Origin of the sequence: Methanothermobacter sp. K4 (genome assembly GCF_022014235.1) — an archaeon.
In the GTDB taxonomy this organism is placed as follows: Archaea; Methanobacteriota; Methanobacteria; order Methanobacteriales; family Methanothermobacteraceae; genus Methanothermobacter.
This window is the reverse complement of record NZ_JAKLTD010000001.1, coordinates 105,849-122,732: the sequence shown is the minus strand read 5'-3', so window position 1 is coordinate 122,732 and position 16,884 is coordinate 105,849. Positions and strand designations below refer to the sequence as shown.

Genomic DNA, 16,884 nt, shown 5'->3' with positions numbered 1-16,884 from the left:
CTTGAATGTTCCTAAATCAATCTTACCATTTTTAAGAGGCATGGTACCATCTCAGATTAACGTGTGAGCACTCTATATTTCAACACCCCACCAAAATTGGATGATAGTGATACTTTCAACCTGAGTGGTGCGATATCCCATGATGGGATCCTCCCATATGACTCAACTTTATATGGTGTGCCAGGGGCTGATCGAATCCACTCCCCCCCTATAAGAATATTATTATCATTTAACCAGTTAATCTTCACTTCCCCCATCACCTCAAGATACCCCGTGGTTGATAACCCTGTTGCGAGATTAATCCTGTCCAGGGGGCCAGAACCTACAGACACATTAGAGCCATGTATCGTTTCCCTGATAACATAATCGTCAAGGTACGCCTCTGTGTCCAGTCGCAAACCAATATAATCATTACTTGTATCAGTGCTCGTTGGTGTCTTGTATGTATATTTGAGAATTATGTCTTTCTTATCGGTGTAACTACAGAGTAGATCCCCATCACTGACACCATTAATTGTTGCTTCTTCATGGATTTCATATTCACCCCCTCCACTACCCTGATGGTTCTGAAGAATATTAAGGACATATTGCCCTAGGTTGGTGGATTCCCCACTCATCTCCTCATTTAATCTTTGAGTGAGGATATTATTCACATCTGTTTCGTTTAGAAATTGATAGTTGCTGAGTATTGTTGAAACCGCAAATTCAACATCCTCATCAAACCCCTCAACGACATGGACATCATTCCAATCAGTCCCTGTAACCTTATTTGTTTTGGAAGCTATTTTACTATGCCTTATATTCATTAATACCCCTCCTTATACCTTTCTACCATATATCCACCCCTCCTTCGGCTGGAGATTCCCGCCCTTACCATATAATACACCGAACCCGCGAACTTCAACAGAATGACCCGAATCTGTATTGCTTGCCGTTATCTGAGTTATAGCTCCTTGACTATCAAATGAGATCATGACTGCTGTGATCAGAAAATCCTCACCATAAATCGTATCGGTAAAGACACACCCTGGCTCTAAGCCAATCCACCCGCCAAACTCGGCATTCATGCTCATGACGGGTTTTGTTACTTTTTTATGTGACTCCATAAGTGTGCCCGTGTCAACATCTCCTCCTGCAGGGATCTCCATAACAATCCGCCCCAGACCTGGGTGCATATCCCCATTACCTAATTCCCATCCGTTAATGCTCTCCAAATCTTCATATTCTCTTTCAAGGTATGTTCCCCCAGCATCCCACTGACGATAATACTTCAAATGGTTGATCACGCCCGCAGAGTCCTCTTCATATTCTAATGAAATCGTGGGGAATCCATTAATGTCAACAGTGTCATGTCCACTAGCGTCCCTGATAAGCACTTTTCCCTCATACATTGTTGCAACCCACCCCCCTAAAGATAGAATAGAGTCAAATTGTTCCTTTGCATTCCCATTCACATACTCCCTGTAGGGCCATCCTGGGATTTGTATTGATGAAGGGTGAATTTCAAGGCCACATCTGGCAAGGATGGCTCTCAGGTTGTTGTAGTTCTCAAGTCCACTGTAAACTCCTATACCATCCCATTCCCTGTAGTTCAAGCCAACAGACCTGTTGAGGATTTCCTCTAATGAGGGTGGTTCTGAACGGATCACCACAGTACACCCTTTGCTCGTATAGTTCCTTGAAACATAGGTGATTTTATCCTCATAGATCACACCGGCTTCTGTTTCAACCCGCAACGTTTGCCCAGTGTAAACTTTAATATTTAGGCTCGTCGCTTCCACGGAAATATTATTGATAGTCTTATGAATCTTCAATCTTTTAACAGGGATCTTCTGATTATCAACGTACACGCTTAGATTTGAAATATTCGTTGTCTCTGGTTTTAAGGAATTCACGAATCCCCTTAAAAGAATATGATCCGTGTAATATGATCCATTCCACTCCCAATCACCCATCTCAATAGAGATCTCTGTTTCGGAGGATATTGCACTAAAAGGCCTATCCCATAATTTATACCCCGCCACGCATTCTATAGTATTCATACCCTCAACAATATCAGTGAGTACTTTAAATGTGACTGTATCCCCATCAACGCCTTCAAGTGACCTGTCTTCAACGATATTCCCATTCACATAAAATTCAAAATCATGATAATCCACACGAAAACTGTCTGTGAGAATGGGGAGTGTAACCCCTAAAACAACACTCTCATCATCCTCACCTGATTCGTATTCAGACACAGCACGATAAGTCCAATCCTCCGAAGCAATAGGTATTCTCTCAGGTCCATCATGTCTAAGATACGCCCGTATCCCCACATAGATTGGTCCTGTGGGCAGATTTCTCGGAGTAAACTTAAAAGGAACATCCCTGCATTCATCTGTTTGTAAAGGAATGAAACCTGATGGTGAAATATTCAGTGATGTCCCAGGATTTGTCTCGGGATATCCGTATAGGCTATCAAAGCAATTAAGCACATTATCATGACTTATATACATATCTGGGGGTCTAAATGGTTCGCTGAATATTATCAGGATATCCTCCTCTGGGTTTGACGGGTGAGGATCCCCATAGTTCTTAAATGACACCTTACCCTCAAAGCTAACCCCATTATACCACGGATTATTATATATAATGCAGAATCCAGTGCTCTGATTACATGCATTTAAGAATTTATAATTATACGACATCCTCATCACTCAAAATATTCCCCATCAAAATAATCATAATCGAAGTACATACCATCCACTATTTCCAGGAATGATGGTGGGGCCTCAACTAAGACGGTTACACTAACCACAATAATAGGATAATGATCCAAATTGTATTGTGGCTTAAGAATAACTCCAGTCCATTCTCTTATACCATCTGTGATTGTCACAGTCTCTCCGCCGGTAAATGTGACCTTCGTTTTCCCATCAATTAATCTGTGAACCTCACCATCCGCAACGGCCATATCGGATATTGCCTTAACTTGCATGAGGAGATCTTTATATTCATCAGATTCCGCATGAACAACGAGTGTGAATACAAGACTATCCCAGTTTTCAGTAACTTGTGAAACAAGTAATTCCTGATCATTAATTTTCCATGACACATTGATCAATTAAATCACCAGTTCTTAATCGGAGAATATTGTTCTCCTCTGAACCCCTTCTGCGATGAGGTAAGGATTCTTCCCGTTTCGCCTCATCTCCTGAAATATCTTATTATTAATTTTCGTGGAGATTTTCTCTGCCATTTCTTCGAGGTCAATATCAGATTCCACTTTATCCACGTATACTTGGGTTTGAATCTGGAGATTCACATCCTGAGAATAAAGACCTCCTCTCGCCCTACTCTCTGAACTTAACTGAGAAGGCAGAAATTGGGGAGATCCTATACTTGAGATTGTATTGGGGATTGTCGCTGCCAGACCCTCATTAAAGTGTTTCCCAAGCAGATACCCATACTCCCTCATCACATCATATGTTAATGAGGATAGGGGGCCCTCTTTTGGTGGTGATGATGGTAACAACCTTCTTATGATGCTAAGAACGCTGTTTAGGTTAGGAATCGCTGAACGGATTCCTGCTGCAAGGTTAGATATGAAACGTGACCCCCAACTCTTGAATTGGGCTGCGATGCCTGAGAAATCGGGTAATGGTAACTTGGGCCACTTGAAACCACTGAATCTTGATTTTATCCATGATGTGAAGGAGGACCAGACCTTGCTGATCAACGATACGAGGTTAGGCATGGATGGGCTAGGTAATTTAGGCCACTTAAACTTGGGGACATGTTCCTTGACCCACGCAAGAAACTTATTCCATGCTTGTTGAATCAGCGCCACAAGGTTAGGCATGGAAATATTGGGGAGTCTTGGCCATTTAAAGGTGGGAATATGTTCCTTAACCCATCCTGTGAATTTGTTCCACATCTCCTGCAGAGCCGTTACAGGGTTAGGAAGAGGGAATTTAGGTAGTTGTGGCCATTTAAATGATGGTATGTGGGTCGTGACCCACACTTTGAAGTCATTCCATGCTTGCCCAAAGCCTTCAATGAGGTACTTTCCAGGATCCCTAAATAATCTTGAAAGTTCCTCACGGATAGGATCCTCAATGTAGGTCTTGATATTCTGTATCAACGCTTCCTTCTGTTTACTCCACTTTTCAGAGCCATAAATCCCCTCAAAGATTTTCTCAGGGGAAAACATTTTTTTAATCGGATCAGGAAGTAATGAGAGGGGGGTTGGTCCGAATAAGGATGTTGGATCTGTGAATGCTCTGTTTAAGTATTCCCTTAGGTTTGCTAGTATGTCTATGCTGAGGAGAGCGGCACCAACCCCTTCACCGATGCCACGTACAAGCAATGATCCAATACGGGACCCCAGTTCAGGGATGCTAACCCTTGCAGCGTCATCAACACCCCCCGTGAATCTCTCCAGGAGGGTCCTTGCAGCGTCATCAATCTGAGTACCCCCTAAACGGCCTGTCTCATCACCAAGGATCCTCTTAATCGTGTCAATAAACCCCTTAATGATATCCTTTGCTTTGCCCGCCGCCTTATCAAATCCTTCAGATAATGTATCTATGAGGCGGCGTGACAGTTCCTCAGGCAACCTCCCCTTCAATTCATCGAATCCGTCGGACAATAGCCTCCTTATAGACCCAGTGACACGTGGGATGAGTCTCTTTAAGCCTTCGGCAAGGTACTCAGCGGCTTTTGTGAATACCCCAACAAGCAGTGATTCTCCAATTAGGCCCATGTCACCGAAAAAATCGTTCAACCATATCACGAACTGATCCAGATAGTACCTTATCCATCCTAATATATCCCTATGTTTTTCCGCTGATTTACCAAGCGCTTTGTTCATCCTCTCAGATTCCTCTTCAGTCACCTTGCCCGTGGTTTTCCAGTTACTTGCCACCTGTGCCAGCGCTGGCCCCACCGATTCACCAAAAACCTCAGTGGCCATCCTAACACGTTCCTGCTGATCAGGAATCCGAGAAAGAACCTCTATAAAATCGAAAAGCACATCACGGAATGGTCTGATATTACCATGAGCGTCTTTCACAGCCACGCCAAACTTTTCAAGTTTATCACTGTATTCCTTGACACCTTCACCACCCCTCTCCCATTCCCTTGAGATCTCAGTTAACTCTTTAGCGAATGGTCTCAGAAGTCGTGTGCCAACAGGACCTACTGATGCAATTATCCTGGCGGTGTCCTCCACACTCAAACCTGCCTGAAAAAATACCCAAGGCGATCAACGGTATCAATGAACTGTGTGAATGAGGAGTAACCTGAAACTCTCCACAACCCAAGTAGCAGGTTCACAGTATCCGTCGATTCTTGTACACTGACATTGAAGTCCCTAAAGACCCTTGCAAGTGCCAGTGTCACTGCAGTGGCATCCTCCCCACTCCTTTTAACCCCAAGAAGGGCTGCTTTAAAGTATCCCATAGTCAGGTTCACATCATTTGTGTAGGCTGCAAGTGTGTACATCACTGACGCTGTTCCCTTCATCCCTAGTGAGTAGACATAGTTTTCACGGATTAGATCCTCCATGGCTTCTCTCTGACTTTGAGTTGCATTTGTGAGGATTGCTGACTGCTCAATTATCCTATTATAATCTAGGAGTTCGAGTGTTTTATTATATGATAAGAATCCCGCCGTTAAGCCAGCAACCTTCGAGGTTAAACCATCAACAGCTCCGGTGAATGTGTTTGTTGTCTCAGTAGCTGTTTCAATTGGTTCTGTATCCACATTAACTGCAGTATCATATGTGGTCCCATCGATCTCCTCAAGTTTAGCCTTAAGGTCTTCCACCTCCCCTTCATTAACTTCAGCGTTCACTGTGGTTGTGACCTCATCAGGGATATTCCCTAGGAGTTCATGGAGTCTTTCAATAATTTCTGTAGCATTATCCTCCACATTCAAGGAGATATCCACAGTGGATGGGAGTTCGTCAAGGATATTTTTCAGGTTTGTAAGTGTGTCAGTGGCGTTATCATCAACGTTCAATGTTATGTTGAATTCCTCAGAGAGTTTCTCCTTTAATGAATCAAGCACATCCGATGCATTATCCTCTACTGTAAAATTCACATTCACTCTGATGGCAATGAATCTACAAGGTCTTTAAGATTTGTGATGGTCTCTGTGGCGAAGTCATCGAATGCTGAGATAGCGATTTCAACGTCTGAGGGCAGGCTGTTCAAACCCTCCTGGATAGATTCAAGGATGGGAGTGATTGCATCCTCACTGGTGAAATCGATTTCCACTGAGCCTGGAAGATTTGATAACATATTGTTAATCTCATTCAAACCGTTCAACACTTCCTCAGCATCCATCTGAACCTGCACAGCAAGGCTATGATCACTCAAAAATGACCCTCCATGTGGAAAAAATTTAATTACTTATTAACATGACATTATTAAAAGGGGGTGTCTCACGTGAAGGTTAAATGTAAGGAGTGTGGCCGGGAGTACACATTACAGGATAATGGAGACCCCATGGATTATAATTGTGAATGCGGGGGGAACCTAGAGAAAGACGAAGATCTAAGTGTATTAAAATGCAGCATATACCTTGCATTTATGTGGTTAGTGGCAGCTACAAATGGAGGTATCCAGAATTTAGGGGATATAGAACTGACTCTAATAGAATTGATATTATTTATTTTGCCAGCTATAATCATATCAGCCATAATCCTCCGCGAAAAAAACCCTAAAGAATTACTTGCCATTGAGGGTATCCTATTCCTCATATTAGGCATAATCGTCATCCATGACCCTAAAAGCCTGATCTATGGTGCCTTCGGTATATTAGGATTACTAGCAGGGGCGGTCCTAACCATTGAAGGAGTGCTTGGCACTATTAAAGGAGATTCTGATAAAGAAGGGCCCAGGGAAGTAGAAGGAGGTTTCCATGTCCTCCACGCAACAGCTATCCTCCTAGGAAGTTACATTGCATTACTTCTGATCAACCCCACTGCAAGTGAAAGTGAGGGTATCATGGCCCTGACTATCATGTTCCTAGTTCCAATCCTCACTGCACTAAGTATAATCTACAGGAAAGATAACCCTAAACCTCTTAGATCAGTCCAATTAATAACCGCTATGATCATCTTATTCGTCCTCATCATTTAAAGAATAATTTATCCTTTTGAGGGCCTCTAGTTTTTTCTCAATCTCCTCCTTGGAGGGTTTCACCCTGGGGGGTTCCATATGAGCCAGGTGATATTCTATGAATACACTGTACTCAAGTTCAAGTATCTCCCTTAAGCTCCACCCTGTCTTCATGCTGAGCTGGTAGATCCCCCTTTTGAGGGAGATCCACTCCTCCTCCGGGTTCCACTCTTTTTTTCAGTATTTTCAGTACCCCCAGGGTCTAGTTCATCAGTGGATACCCCTACTCCTATGATATCAGGGTTCCCCAGCTCTAACATGATATTCACGATCTCTGTGACCATGTATGGGGCTAATTCTACGTCGGGTAGACTGTCAATGTACTCTGTTAGGGTCCCCTGAGCTTCCGCTTCCTTGTATTCTTTAGTGTCCCTGTACAGGGCCCTCTTTAGCCCTCTCTGCGCTAAGGGGTAACTTATCCTGCTGACCTCCACTGTGAGTTTATCTATCCTATCCTTTAGTTCTTTAATTTTCTTCGCATCATCCTCTGAGACGCCCTCCCCACTCTCTAGCCTCCCGATGAATTCCTGGTAGGCTGTTGCTATCTCCCATGCCTCATTCCTTTTTTCGATGAGGGGGATCACATATTCGCTGTCAATGACCCAGTATCCTTCGAGCTCGACTTCAGTACCGTCCAGTTTAACCTTTTTCCTCCTCAGAAAAGAGAAACGTTTGGGGGTGGTCAAAGCGGGTCACCTTAAACTTTTGGTATTACTAGTGTTGGTGTGTCTGCGACGGTCATCTCGAGGGTGAATGACAGGTTATCCCCGGCTTTCCCTCCGGGTATGTCAGGTTTCAGTTTTACGTTTTCAAAGTAGAACCGTCCCAGTGTCTCCCCATCCACGTGGTACACGGTGTACCCGTATAGGTTGAGGGGTTTGTCACGGAGTTTATACTGCTCGGCCCCTGTGGTCTCACCCACCTTGTAGTACATGAGTTTCTTGAACTGCTCCAAACCATTCTTGGAGAGTATCTGCTCAGATTTTAGGGTGATTGTGGTGCCAGCGTAGCTTGTTATCTTCGCCGACTCATTTAATATGCTGACTTCCTTTGTGTCCTGCTTCACATCAGGAGTGACATCCTGGGCAAGGAAGGGTTCCATCTCCTCCACATATGATACTTTCACACTATCCCCTGTGTCTGGTGCTGATGCGAGACTGAAACCCTCAGCGTATCCTTCATCCTCATCGAAGAGGATGCTTGATACTGTTGCTGGTGAACCATCCACTGTCACAGTTAGATCTGCTGGTTTCACTGTCAGGTCATCACAGCTCCTGGGGAATATCGGTGGATTCTTCACATAAAAATCCTTATTAGTCCCGTCTATATCACCTATTGGGGTTTCCTCCTGCACAGGTATCCCAAGGAAGAACCCAACATTCTCCCCTGTCAGTATAGTTTCTGCTAGTTTATCCACAATCATATCCATCACCTCATATTCAATTCAATCTCAAGCGTAACATCAAAAAGGACATAATACCTTCTATCATCCACTATGTCCTGCCTGATATCCTTATCCCACCTAAGTAGGCGTACACGCGCACCGCCGACCTTTGTGTAGAGAAATTCTCTCATGATAGCCTCTAATGCATCATTCCTTTTTTTAACGGCCATTGTGACGCTATTGTCAACAACTTTCCACACACCTGTGAGATGCCCCTCTATTGTGGCCCTGTAGATTTTTCCGTCAAGGATCGGCTCCAGTTTCTTCAACTGCTTTAAGCTCACTATGATGACTGATTCGCCCTCAATTTTCTCATTAAAGTCCAGGACAACAGTGTCACTGATACTCATTGATTCCAGTTTATCCTTGAATGCAAGTTCCAATGAGTTCATGATATCAGCCACTCGATAAATGAATCCTCCACGATACCCTTGGCATCGATATAGGCGACTGACGCGGAGAAGTAATCATTCGGCGGGGCTGGTCTGGCATAAGCCACAGGGTGCAGAAGTTCAGGCCAGTATAGGGCCTTTTTCTCCACGGGGAACACCCATCCCCTTCCATAGAGGACCCACTGCAAGTATGGGACTGTGTTAGTGAGTTCACCAGTTGAACCCTCAACACTCCAGGTGTGACTGATCCTGAGTTCCCCCGTCTTAATGGGAGAAGTGTTCATCGCTATCTCTTCGAGTTCAATCATGAGTAGCGTGACTGTCTGCTCAATACGATCCTCCACTTCATCATATTTGCTCATGAGTTCCTCTGGCTTCTCTATATCAATCCTTATTGTCATGTTCTCACCCGTTTAAGGTGTAACTCCTGATGCGTCCTGTTAGGAATTATCAGGCTGACATTGTATTCTGTGCCACATACTTCCAGTTTATCCCCCTCGTCAACCTTCAGGTCTCTGATTGTTAATGCGTATGCGTCATAATCTACAACATGCTGGCCAATGATTAACCTCTCGTTCCCTGTGTTCACATGGAAAAATACTTTAATAGTGTGTTGTGTGTCCTCCATTACTGGTTGGCCTCTCTCATCACGACCCTTCATTTCCCTGTGGGTGAGGATAGCATCAGCACCATACTTGTAGAGGGTCTGCTGAAAACGTTTCAATCCAGTTATGCACACATCCACCCCCCCATTATCGTCATGGTTTCCATATCCTGATGCCCTGTAACTTGAGCAGGGCCTTTTTGAACCTGTCAGTAATGGGATTTTCAATGAGTGATTTTTTTGTTATGCTGAATCTTCCATCAGTAAATGATGAAACATCATCCATGTAATCTGTGAGGAAGGCCTGGAGAACCCCTGCAAGGACATATTCATCCTTAACATGATCTGGTGCCGTGGGGTTGATCCTTCCAGCGCGTAGAGTGTACTCTTCGATTTTTTTAGTGATGAATGCCTCCTCTGAATCAGTTAACTCATCCCTTCGTAACTCTATACGTATATCTTCAGGTGTGATTGTCATAGCTGAGACCTCACATTATTCGGGAGGCTCCGGTGGATTTTCAAGGGTGCTGAGTCTCTGACTCGTGTACATCAAACCCAAAAGTAAGAGTGCCGTCAATCTATAAAGGCTTCTAATATCTCTCTGCTTGTTTCCTGACATTTTAATGTAATCATTGAATTTCAGGAGTTCATATGCGTAATCACTGAAATCCTTGAGAAGATCAGGGGGATGATTAAAGAATTCATCGAAGTTGTTGATGTTTACACCTGGATGTTTGATAGAGAATTCCTGAATCATACTGTCCAATCGTTCATTTGTATCCATATGATCCCCCATTCTAAACTGTTATGGTCGCTGATACTGCTCCTTCCTCGTCCTCATAATGGTTATCAGTTCTTAGGCTTGCAACGTACTTTGTGAGTCTCATTTCAGCATCATAGTCAGGCACCACTTTAATGTTCCTCCAGAAACCATAGACTAACTGTGTTGGCACCACAAAAAGAGCCCTTGACTTACCATCATTTAAAGCCTCTAATGCGGGGACATACTGAACAGGTCGCCCATTATATAGGACTGGATTAGCTCCGGTGAGGGCCTGGTCCCCCAATCCTGTCTCACGACCCTTCAACGCATCACGATATGCTCTGTAAATATCCCATGTTACATAGAATTTCATGTTGGGAAGATTGTTCCTGTAGGGGGTGGGGAGACTCTCTATCATTGTATCAAAGAGATTCATCGGCCAATCCTCGGCTTCAGGGTCAACATCAGATTCTGTCAGTTTTTCACCGGCAAGTTTCAGCCATCCGTCACTCATCTTCAGGAGGGGATCTGATGATGATGTATCTCCATGGAGGTAATATTTCTCCAGGACATAACTGATTCCTTCCCCGAGAAGATTAACAATTTTTTGTTCGAATGCTTTGCCTTCAATGTTGTCCTCTATGGCGTCATCATGGATGATAACCTTGGTTACCATTTCTCGCATGTATAGCGTGTTCGTTTTAACTTCGGCAGTTGACTCTGGGGGTGCTAACTTCTGACCAGTTGCGTCACGTCCAGGTCCCACATCCAGGACAAGTGAAAGTCTGCTTATATCCTTCTCATATGATTTAAGCGCATTATCTATACGTGCCTCAGGTATGATAACTGCTGAATCCCTAACGGCCTTCACGAATTCTCCGAACCTGTCAACAGAGAGCACGCCACGTCCAAGATCTGGAACATCTATCTTTGGGACTATTTCAAATGGTTTGCCTCCCTTAATATCTTCAATTGTCAGCATTTTGCATCACCTCATTCTCTATCGATCGGTCTTCCGAAGAGGTCAACGCCCATTTCCTCGTGGAATGATTTGAGCGCTGATCTTCTGGTTTCTCCCACCTGGCCCTTCAGAGCCTGCGTATTCTTGTCAGACTTTAAGGATCCTTCTCCCTCAGCGTCTCTATCACCATCATCCTCTGATCCTGTTTCTGTCTGAATCGCTTCTTTCAGGGATTTCAACTCATCAATAACATCATTAATTGATGTTTTGAGCGAATCCATCTCATTCTTCAGGGCATGGACTTCACCAGCATCTACTTTGGCTGGTTTGTCCTGCTCGAAATACTGCTTCAAATTCTCAAAAATTGTTTTAAGAACAGATTTCTCATCCATCCTATCACCTCGTTTAATAGATAGGTATCTTGCTTTTGGGACTGCTGGCCTGTCAACAATAGAAACCGTTACAACGTCAAATGGCCAGCCAATATCTGCCAGTGTTGTTTTCTTCATGACTGCTGGGACGGCTGTGATGCTGAAACCCTGATACTTTCCCTCTAGGATACCCCTCCATGTGTCATCATCGTATACTTTTGCTGAGAGTATCCAGGTGCCCTCTGGAAGGTCCACACCTTCCATCATCGTATCCTCACGCAGTATAAAAGATTCAACTGGTTTAGCCACGTTCTTAAAACGATGGAGGATATCAACGTTCTGGTAATCCTCCATGAATTTGTAGGCCACCCTTTCAACCTGTTCCTTTGAAACAATGTCACCATCAAGGTCAAACTCGCCAGGAACCAGAACTGGGCCTGTGATGATCCTCTGATGCTCATCCACCTTGAGGATCATATGTTGCTGTATGCAATGGTCTCCATGGCATTTCTTTGATTCATCCCCTTTCTCATTGATCATTTCAAGGAGTCTGCCTGCGGCGTCGAATATCTCATCGTTACGTGTTGCTCCTCTAGCCCCTGCAGCAGAGGATCGTATAGCTCTGAGTGCTTGGAGGTACACCTCCCCTTCACGGCCATAAGGATAAGCATACGCCCCTGCAGTGGTGGGGTCAGCATCAGGGTTTACTGCAAGATGAAATAATGCATACTCTTCGACATCATTGAAGTCCTTGAGGTCAGGCTTCTCCCATTCACCATCATTAACTTTCCCAGCCTCTATGAGGCTCTTTGCATTTTCATATCCTTTCCTATGCAATTTCCAAGTCACCCTATCACACTCCCATTAAATGTAGTAGTATGGTGGCGGCGGCGGTACGGCTTCAAAGTCGATCCCAACATCCCCAAAGTCCTCCATGATCTCATCATAATATTCAAGTTCACTTCCACTGTACTCTGAAAGGTCATCGATTGGTCTTCCATTCTCATCGCAGGGTTCAGGGTGGCATCTGCAGAAGGGGTGGGGGATATGGGGGAATTCCTCCACCCTATAGGGGGATCCGTCCTCATAGTCCTGGCAAGTCTCACAAACATGATCATCACCCATTGTCACCCAGTTCAGATATAATGGCCTGCCATGTGCTTCGGCGTGCTGACGATATGCCTGGATTTCTGTGTCACGTTCAATATCCCTCGCAAGATAAACCACCGCAAGGCCCATGAACCAGATGATCTGCGCTAAATCCTTCCCATCCTCAAGAGTTGGTGGGTTTAAATCCTCTAATTCTTGAAGTGCGGCTTGGAGTTCATTGTATTCACGTTCACTGACACCATAACGCCTCATGAATTCTGCCTTAGTGAGTGAGTGGAAATCTGATAAGAAGGATTCAACATCAGTAACCCTTAAACGAGTTAGGACATCCTGTATATCCGTGAGGAATTCATCAAACAGGTAGTCAAGCTTTTTATGATCGTACTCAACTCCTCCAGGACGCACCATCAGATCTCACCACAAAATGTTATTAGGGAGCCGGCCAACCACCCATAAAACCATATTTTTAGGAGGTAGATTTTGCAACAGACAGGGGGGATCTCATGGCTGAAGAAAAAACAAGTCTTATGCAGGGTTGGTTGGCCGACACAATGGAAAATCTTACAGTTCCCTCCATCCTATAACCTTATAGAGGTAGTGTCGTATCCTCCCCATCATATCCTCAACAGATGCTTCTAGGAGTTCCTCATACTTCTCAAGATTCAATGGTTTGGATGGGATTACAGATACTCCCTGGTTGAGGGCTGACATAGAACCCATATCCCCGCCTATGATGAGCATTTTCTTTCCAGCCTCATATGCCTCGGCCCTGAACTCTGCCAGGACTTCATCGATTTTTTTCTTTTTTTCTTCGGCACTGAGTTTTGATGATATGATTTCATTGAAGCGTGGACGGTATTTGGCATAGATCTTCCTGATCTCCCTGATCTGGTTTTTTTCATAGTTTCTTTCCTGTCTCTTCACAGACTTGGCAGCACCCTTTGATGGTACCATGAATATGTCAGGGCCACCATCCAAACCAAACAGTCTTTCACGCGCCTCGGCGGGTGTGAGGACTCCTGACTGTACAAGGAGTGCGTAATTCCTCACTGAGTCTGACTCTAGGAGGGTTTCATCATTAAATTTAAATCTTGTTCTTTGGTTGAATTTCACTTGAAAGAAATCTGTAAGTATTGAGGATATGATGTTCTGCTGTGGTCTCACAACAGACTCATAGTATGTGCGTCTTGTTACCTCAGCGAAGTTACCACCCAATGGGCCTGTGTCAGCTATCCCCAACCGGTAAGGGTCAATCATATGCGCAGCGGCGATATCATATTTTTTCTCAGCAGCATACTCCCTGAAGCTTAACTCTTTCTGTGACGTGTTTAATGGGGTGAATGTGACTTTCACAGTATCCCCACCAGGTATTGAGAAGACAAGGGGGGTGTGTGGGGACTCTTTGAGGTGTTTGAAATTATCCTCGATCAATGCTTGAAGGACAGTCCTCCCGGTGGGGTTCCCATCAGGGTCCTCCTCAAGTTCATCTTCAAATTCCCCCGTCACTGTAATCACATAACTAGGGATCGTGTAATTGTCAAAGAATGCATAGTTGTATTCATCGATTTTCTGCATCGCCAAGATCGCAGGGGCTGCTGAAACATACCGTGGGACACCATAGTAGCTGCATACAGGTGAGGGTACATGGATAAAGACAAGCTCATTTGCCCCTACACTATCCTGGTCCTCCCCTGTTTCAGGGTTGATTTCCCCTTCATAACGGTAGTCCTTGAAGTGGGTGATGTTAACCCCATCCCAGGTCTGCCGGTACCTTGAACCATCCTTATGCACCCTGACCGTATGGGAAGGAATATATTCAAACCTGATAGGGTCGCCCTGGTCATCCCTCACAACTTCAAGTGTGCAGTAATTAAAAACCTGCAGATCCTCAAGGGCCCTGAGGAGGACGTATTCAAATGAAGGTTTACATGCCCTGATGAACTCCTCAACCACCCCTTCATCGTCTCCTTCTAAAATGTAACCTGTCCTGATAATATCATTGGCTTTAATGCTACAGGCGCTGGCATGATAGGGGTTGACTTGGAGGAGTGAAAGCAGGACAAGTGGATTGACTTTGGGTTCCACATACTCCTCAAAACGTGTCTCCCCAATGGCCTGTGATTCCACTTCCTCCCTCTTAATAGCCTTATACTTTTCAAGTGACCTGATTGAGAGGTGATAATTAAACATGCCTCCTCCTCCTTCTGAGAGGTCCTGAGATGTAAATCTTCTTCTTTCTCCTCATCTCCATTGATAATATGTTAAAAGCACCGCTGAACGCGTCGACCTGATCGTCATGGACACCCTCCATGGGAAAGGCCTCCAGTTCATCAAGGAATGCCCTTGTCCAGGGGGCTCTGAGGACTTTGATGCGCCCTGATTCAGCATAACTTGAAACGGGAAGGGCGCGTGTCACCTTATCCCCAGTCACGCGGTCAGCCCTGAATGTGTAGCCTTGGAGTAGGCTTCTAAGGTAATCAGTGACTATCTTACCTGAGGATCCTGGTTCCTCCTCCTTAGCGATGATCACTTCACGCCCATCCTCCTCAGCAGTCCTCAGTACCTTCGATTTAACCTTTCCCGGGGATTCTCTGAACCTCCGGACATCAAGAACATAATAGTAATCATCCTTATCCACACCCAGAAGCAAACCAACTGTATAGTCAGGGTCATTGGTCCCGTCAGGTTTAGTTGCTGCGAAATCCCAGTACCTGACACTCATCACAAGACCATGTGGGGTTGAATCAATGACTTCAAACCATTCCCTCTTGAACACCCCACCCTGCAGTGTAACATCCCAGTCCCCATCCTTCAACTGCCTACGGGTTACATGGTCAAGCATATTCAGGGCCTCTTCATATTCATCCCGGTTAAGATAAGGGTTTTCCCTCCACGTTGAGGGGATGAATGTCTTTTCACCTGTAATGAAGCGGGTTTTAACCCATTCATGTCCAATACCACCGGGGTTACTGGTGGCCCTGACGCGTAGAGGTATGTGATCATTTACTTCCTTTCGGAGTGATCGGAACATGAACCTGTACTGGGTCTCGATGAACTCTGTGAGTTCATCGAATGCGATATAATGATATGATGACCCCTGGTATCTGTAGCGGTCCTTTTCATGTTCCATATGCCCAAACTGCAATGCAGCGCCGGAGGGGAATGTCCACCGTTTTTTCTGTTCATTCCACTCTGCATCCGTCCCCCCAAGCCAGTTATGGGCCATGTCTATAAGGCCTCCTTCCTGGCTGAGCTCAGGATAGGTTCGTCGCAGGATTAGGGCGGCGTAATCAGAGTAATGCGCATACTGCAGGGCCCCCATAAGTAAAGCCACTGATTTACCGCCACCCGCAGCACCACCATACAGGACTTCACGTTCATCTGACAATAAAAACTTAATCTGTTTATGGAAGGGGTTCACAGGGATATATGGATTCAATATTATCGTCGAATAGAACAGCTTCAATTCCCTGTCAGATATGCCCTGGAGGATGCTTCGAATATTCTCTGATTCTTTCAGTTTCTTTTTCCAGTCAGCCACCTTCAACTTCAGCCTCTTCATCATCCAGGCCTTCATCCATACCCTCATCCTTCAGGTTCTTCGTGGCCGACACAAGATCCTCCAGCAAATCCTCCAGTTCACCACCACTCTCACGGTGTTCATGTATCTCAGTAGGATCCCCCAAGCCCAATGCTATTGCTAATCCAAGGTTATGGAGGTCCTTAGATGTCTGTAAAGTGAGGCCTTCCCCTCCATTCTCGATGGATTCAATGTAACCCTCCAGTGTGAGGCTGCAAGCCTTAAGGTATTTGCTCCAGAGGTCAGCATAATACTCCTTTGACTCCTCTGATAATTCTTCACGCGCTCTTCTTATCTCCTGGAGTTGTTTTTTCTCGTACTGGTATATCCTCTCCCGCCACCTGAGTTTGGATGACCATCCTCTGATTGTGTCATATGAGTATCCAAATTTTTCAGCGACTTTTTTCAGGTTTCTTTTGTCGCCAAGGGAGTAGTAGTATTCGAATGCTTTTCTTTGGGTTGGTGTTTCTTTCATGTGTGATCTTGTGTT

At 44.8% G+C, this 16,884-nt stretch carries 21 protein-coding genes; 1 reads left to right on the top strand and 20 read right to left on the bottom strand.

The annotated features are described in order from the left end of the window. Positions 1-56: 56 nt before the first annotated feature. The 6 genes from L5462_RS00670 to L5462_RS00645 are packed head-to-tail and all read right to left on the bottom strand — an operon-like array spanning position 57 to position 6,332. On the bottom strand, positions 57-806 hold the full coding sequence (locus L5462_RS00670; protein ID WP_237778921.1) for a hypothetical protein: 750 nt from the start codon (positions 804-806) through the stop codon (positions 57-59). A 12-nt stretch (positions 807-818) separates the two neighbouring features. Beyond that, positions 819-2,696, bottom strand: a complete 1,878-nt coding sequence (locus L5462_RS00665) for a hypothetical protein (RefSeq protein ID WP_237778920.1) — start codon at positions 2,694-2,696, stop codon at positions 819-821. Next, complete coding sequence (locus L5462_RS00660; RefSeq protein WP_237778919.1) at positions 2,696-3,106, bottom strand: hypothetical protein; 411 nt, start codon at positions 3,104-3,106, stop codon at positions 2,696-2,698. Before L5462_RS00660 ends, L5462_RS00665 begins: the two co-directional genes overlap by 1 nt. A 15-nt stretch (positions 3,107-3,121) precedes the next feature. Further along, positions 3,122-5,215, bottom strand: a complete 2,094-nt coding sequence (locus tag L5462_RS00655) for a hypothetical protein (protein ID WP_237778918.1) — start codon at positions 5,213-5,215, stop codon at positions 3,122-3,124. 2 nt (positions 5,216-5,217) lie between these two features. Then, complete coding sequence (locus tag L5462_RS00650) at positions 5,218-6,087, bottom strand: hypothetical protein (RefSeq protein WP_237778917.1); 870 nt, start codon at positions 6,085-6,087, stop codon at positions 5,218-5,220. Between the two features lie 2 nt (positions 6,088-6,089). Then, positions 6,090-6,332 (bottom strand): hypothetical protein, encoded by a 243-nt coding sequence (locus L5462_RS00645; protein WP_237778916.1) that lies wholly within the window; start codon positions 6,330-6,332, stop codon positions 6,090-6,092. 102 nt (positions 6,333-6,434) lie between these two features. On the opposite strand from L5462_RS00645, the gene L5462_RS00640 reads away from it, so the two are divergent. Beyond that, positions 6,435-7,130 carry a hypothetical protein gene (locus L5462_RS00640; RefSeq protein WP_237778915.1) on the top strand — a complete coding sequence of 232 codons (696 nt, stop codon included), beginning with the start codon at positions 6,435-6,437 and terminating at the stop codon, positions 7,128-7,130. On the opposite strand, the gene L5462_RS00635 is transcribed toward L5462_RS00640, so the two are convergent. The 14 genes from L5462_RS00635 to L5462_RS00570 all read right to left on the bottom strand — a co-directional run bounded on the left by L5462_RS00635 (position 7,110) and on the right by L5462_RS00570 (position 16,869). Continuing rightward, entirely contained in the window at positions 7,110-7,283 is a 174-nt protein-coding gene (locus L5462_RS00635; RefSeq protein WP_237778914.1) for a hypothetical protein, read from the bottom strand. The two genes, L5462_RS00640 and L5462_RS00635, sit on opposite strands and share 21 nt — an antisense overlap. Beyond that, positions 7,280-7,855, bottom strand: a complete 576-nt coding sequence (locus tag L5462_RS00630) for a hypothetical protein (RefSeq protein ID WP_237778913.1) — start codon at positions 7,853-7,855, stop codon at positions 7,280-7,282. The genes L5462_RS00635 and L5462_RS00630 overlap by 4 nt, the downstream gene beginning before the upstream one ends. 11 nt (positions 7,856-7,866) lie before the next feature. Beyond that, complete coding sequence (locus tag L5462_RS00625; protein ID WP_237778912.1) at positions 7,867-8,592, bottom strand: hypothetical protein; 726 nt, start codon at positions 8,590-8,592, stop codon at positions 7,867-7,869. Between the two features lie 5 nt (positions 8,593-8,597). Further along, positions 8,598-9,005: a hypothetical protein gene (locus L5462_RS00620; RefSeq protein ID WP_237778911.1), complete on the bottom strand. Its 408-nt coding sequence runs from the start codon at positions 9,003-9,005 to the stop codon at positions 8,598-8,600. Further along, complete coding sequence (locus L5462_RS00615; RefSeq protein WP_237778910.1) at positions 9,002-9,406, bottom strand: HK97 gp10 family phage protein; 405 nt, start codon at positions 9,404-9,406, stop codon at positions 9,002-9,004. The genes L5462_RS00620 and L5462_RS00615 overlap by 4 nt, the downstream gene beginning before the upstream one ends. Next, a complete protein-coding gene (locus tag L5462_RS00610; protein WP_237778909.1) occupies positions 9,403-9,744 on the bottom strand; it encodes a phage head closure protein in 342 nt (113 codons plus the stop codon). Before L5462_RS00610 ends, L5462_RS00615 begins: the two co-directional genes overlap by 4 nt. Positions 9,745-9,763: 19 nt before the next feature. Beyond that, positions 9,764-10,087: a hypothetical protein gene (locus L5462_RS00605; protein ID WP_237778908.1), complete on the bottom strand. Its 324-nt coding sequence runs from the start codon at positions 10,085-10,087 to the stop codon at positions 9,764-9,766. 15 nt (positions 10,088-10,102) lie between these two features. Then, positions 10,103-10,393: a hypothetical protein gene (locus tag L5462_RS00600; RefSeq protein ID WP_237778907.1), complete on the bottom strand. Its 291-nt coding sequence runs from the start codon at positions 10,391-10,393 to the stop codon at positions 10,103-10,105. 13 nt (positions 10,394-10,406) lie between these two features. Beyond that, positions 10,407-11,354, bottom strand: a complete 948-nt coding sequence (locus L5462_RS00595) for a hypothetical protein (RefSeq protein WP_237778906.1) — start codon at positions 11,352-11,354, stop codon at positions 10,407-10,409. Between the two features lie 11 nt (positions 11,355-11,365). Then, complete coding sequence (locus tag L5462_RS00590) at positions 11,366-12,541, bottom strand: XkdF-like putative serine protease domain-containing protein (protein WP_237778905.1); 1,176 nt, start codon at positions 12,539-12,541, stop codon at positions 11,366-11,368. 27 nt (positions 12,542-12,568) lie between these two features. Then, the gene (locus L5462_RS00585) at positions 12,569-13,222 is read right to left on the bottom strand and encodes a phage head morphogenesis protein (RefSeq protein ID WP_237778904.1); all 654 of its coding nucleotides are present in this window, start codon (positions 13,220-13,222) and stop codon (positions 12,569-12,571) included. Between the two features lie 153 nt (positions 13,223-13,375). Next, positions 13,376-15,004, bottom strand: coding sequence for a phage portal protein (locus tag L5462_RS00580; protein WP_237778903.1), 1,629 nt, complete (start codon positions 15,002-15,004; stop codon positions 13,376-13,378). Next, positions 14,997-16,391 (bottom strand): phage terminase large subunit, encoded by a 1,395-nt coding sequence (gene terL / locus L5462_RS00575; protein WP_237778902.1) that lies wholly within the window; start codon positions 16,389-16,391, stop codon positions 14,997-14,999. The genes L5462_RS00580 and terL overlap by 8 nt, the downstream gene beginning before the upstream one ends. Continuing rightward, complete coding sequence (locus L5462_RS00570) at positions 16,348-16,869, bottom strand: hypothetical protein (RefSeq protein WP_237778901.1); 522 nt, start codon at positions 16,867-16,869, stop codon at positions 16,348-16,350. The genes terL and L5462_RS00570 overlap by 44 nt, the downstream gene beginning before the upstream one ends. Positions 16,870-16,884 lie beyond the last annotated feature (15 nt).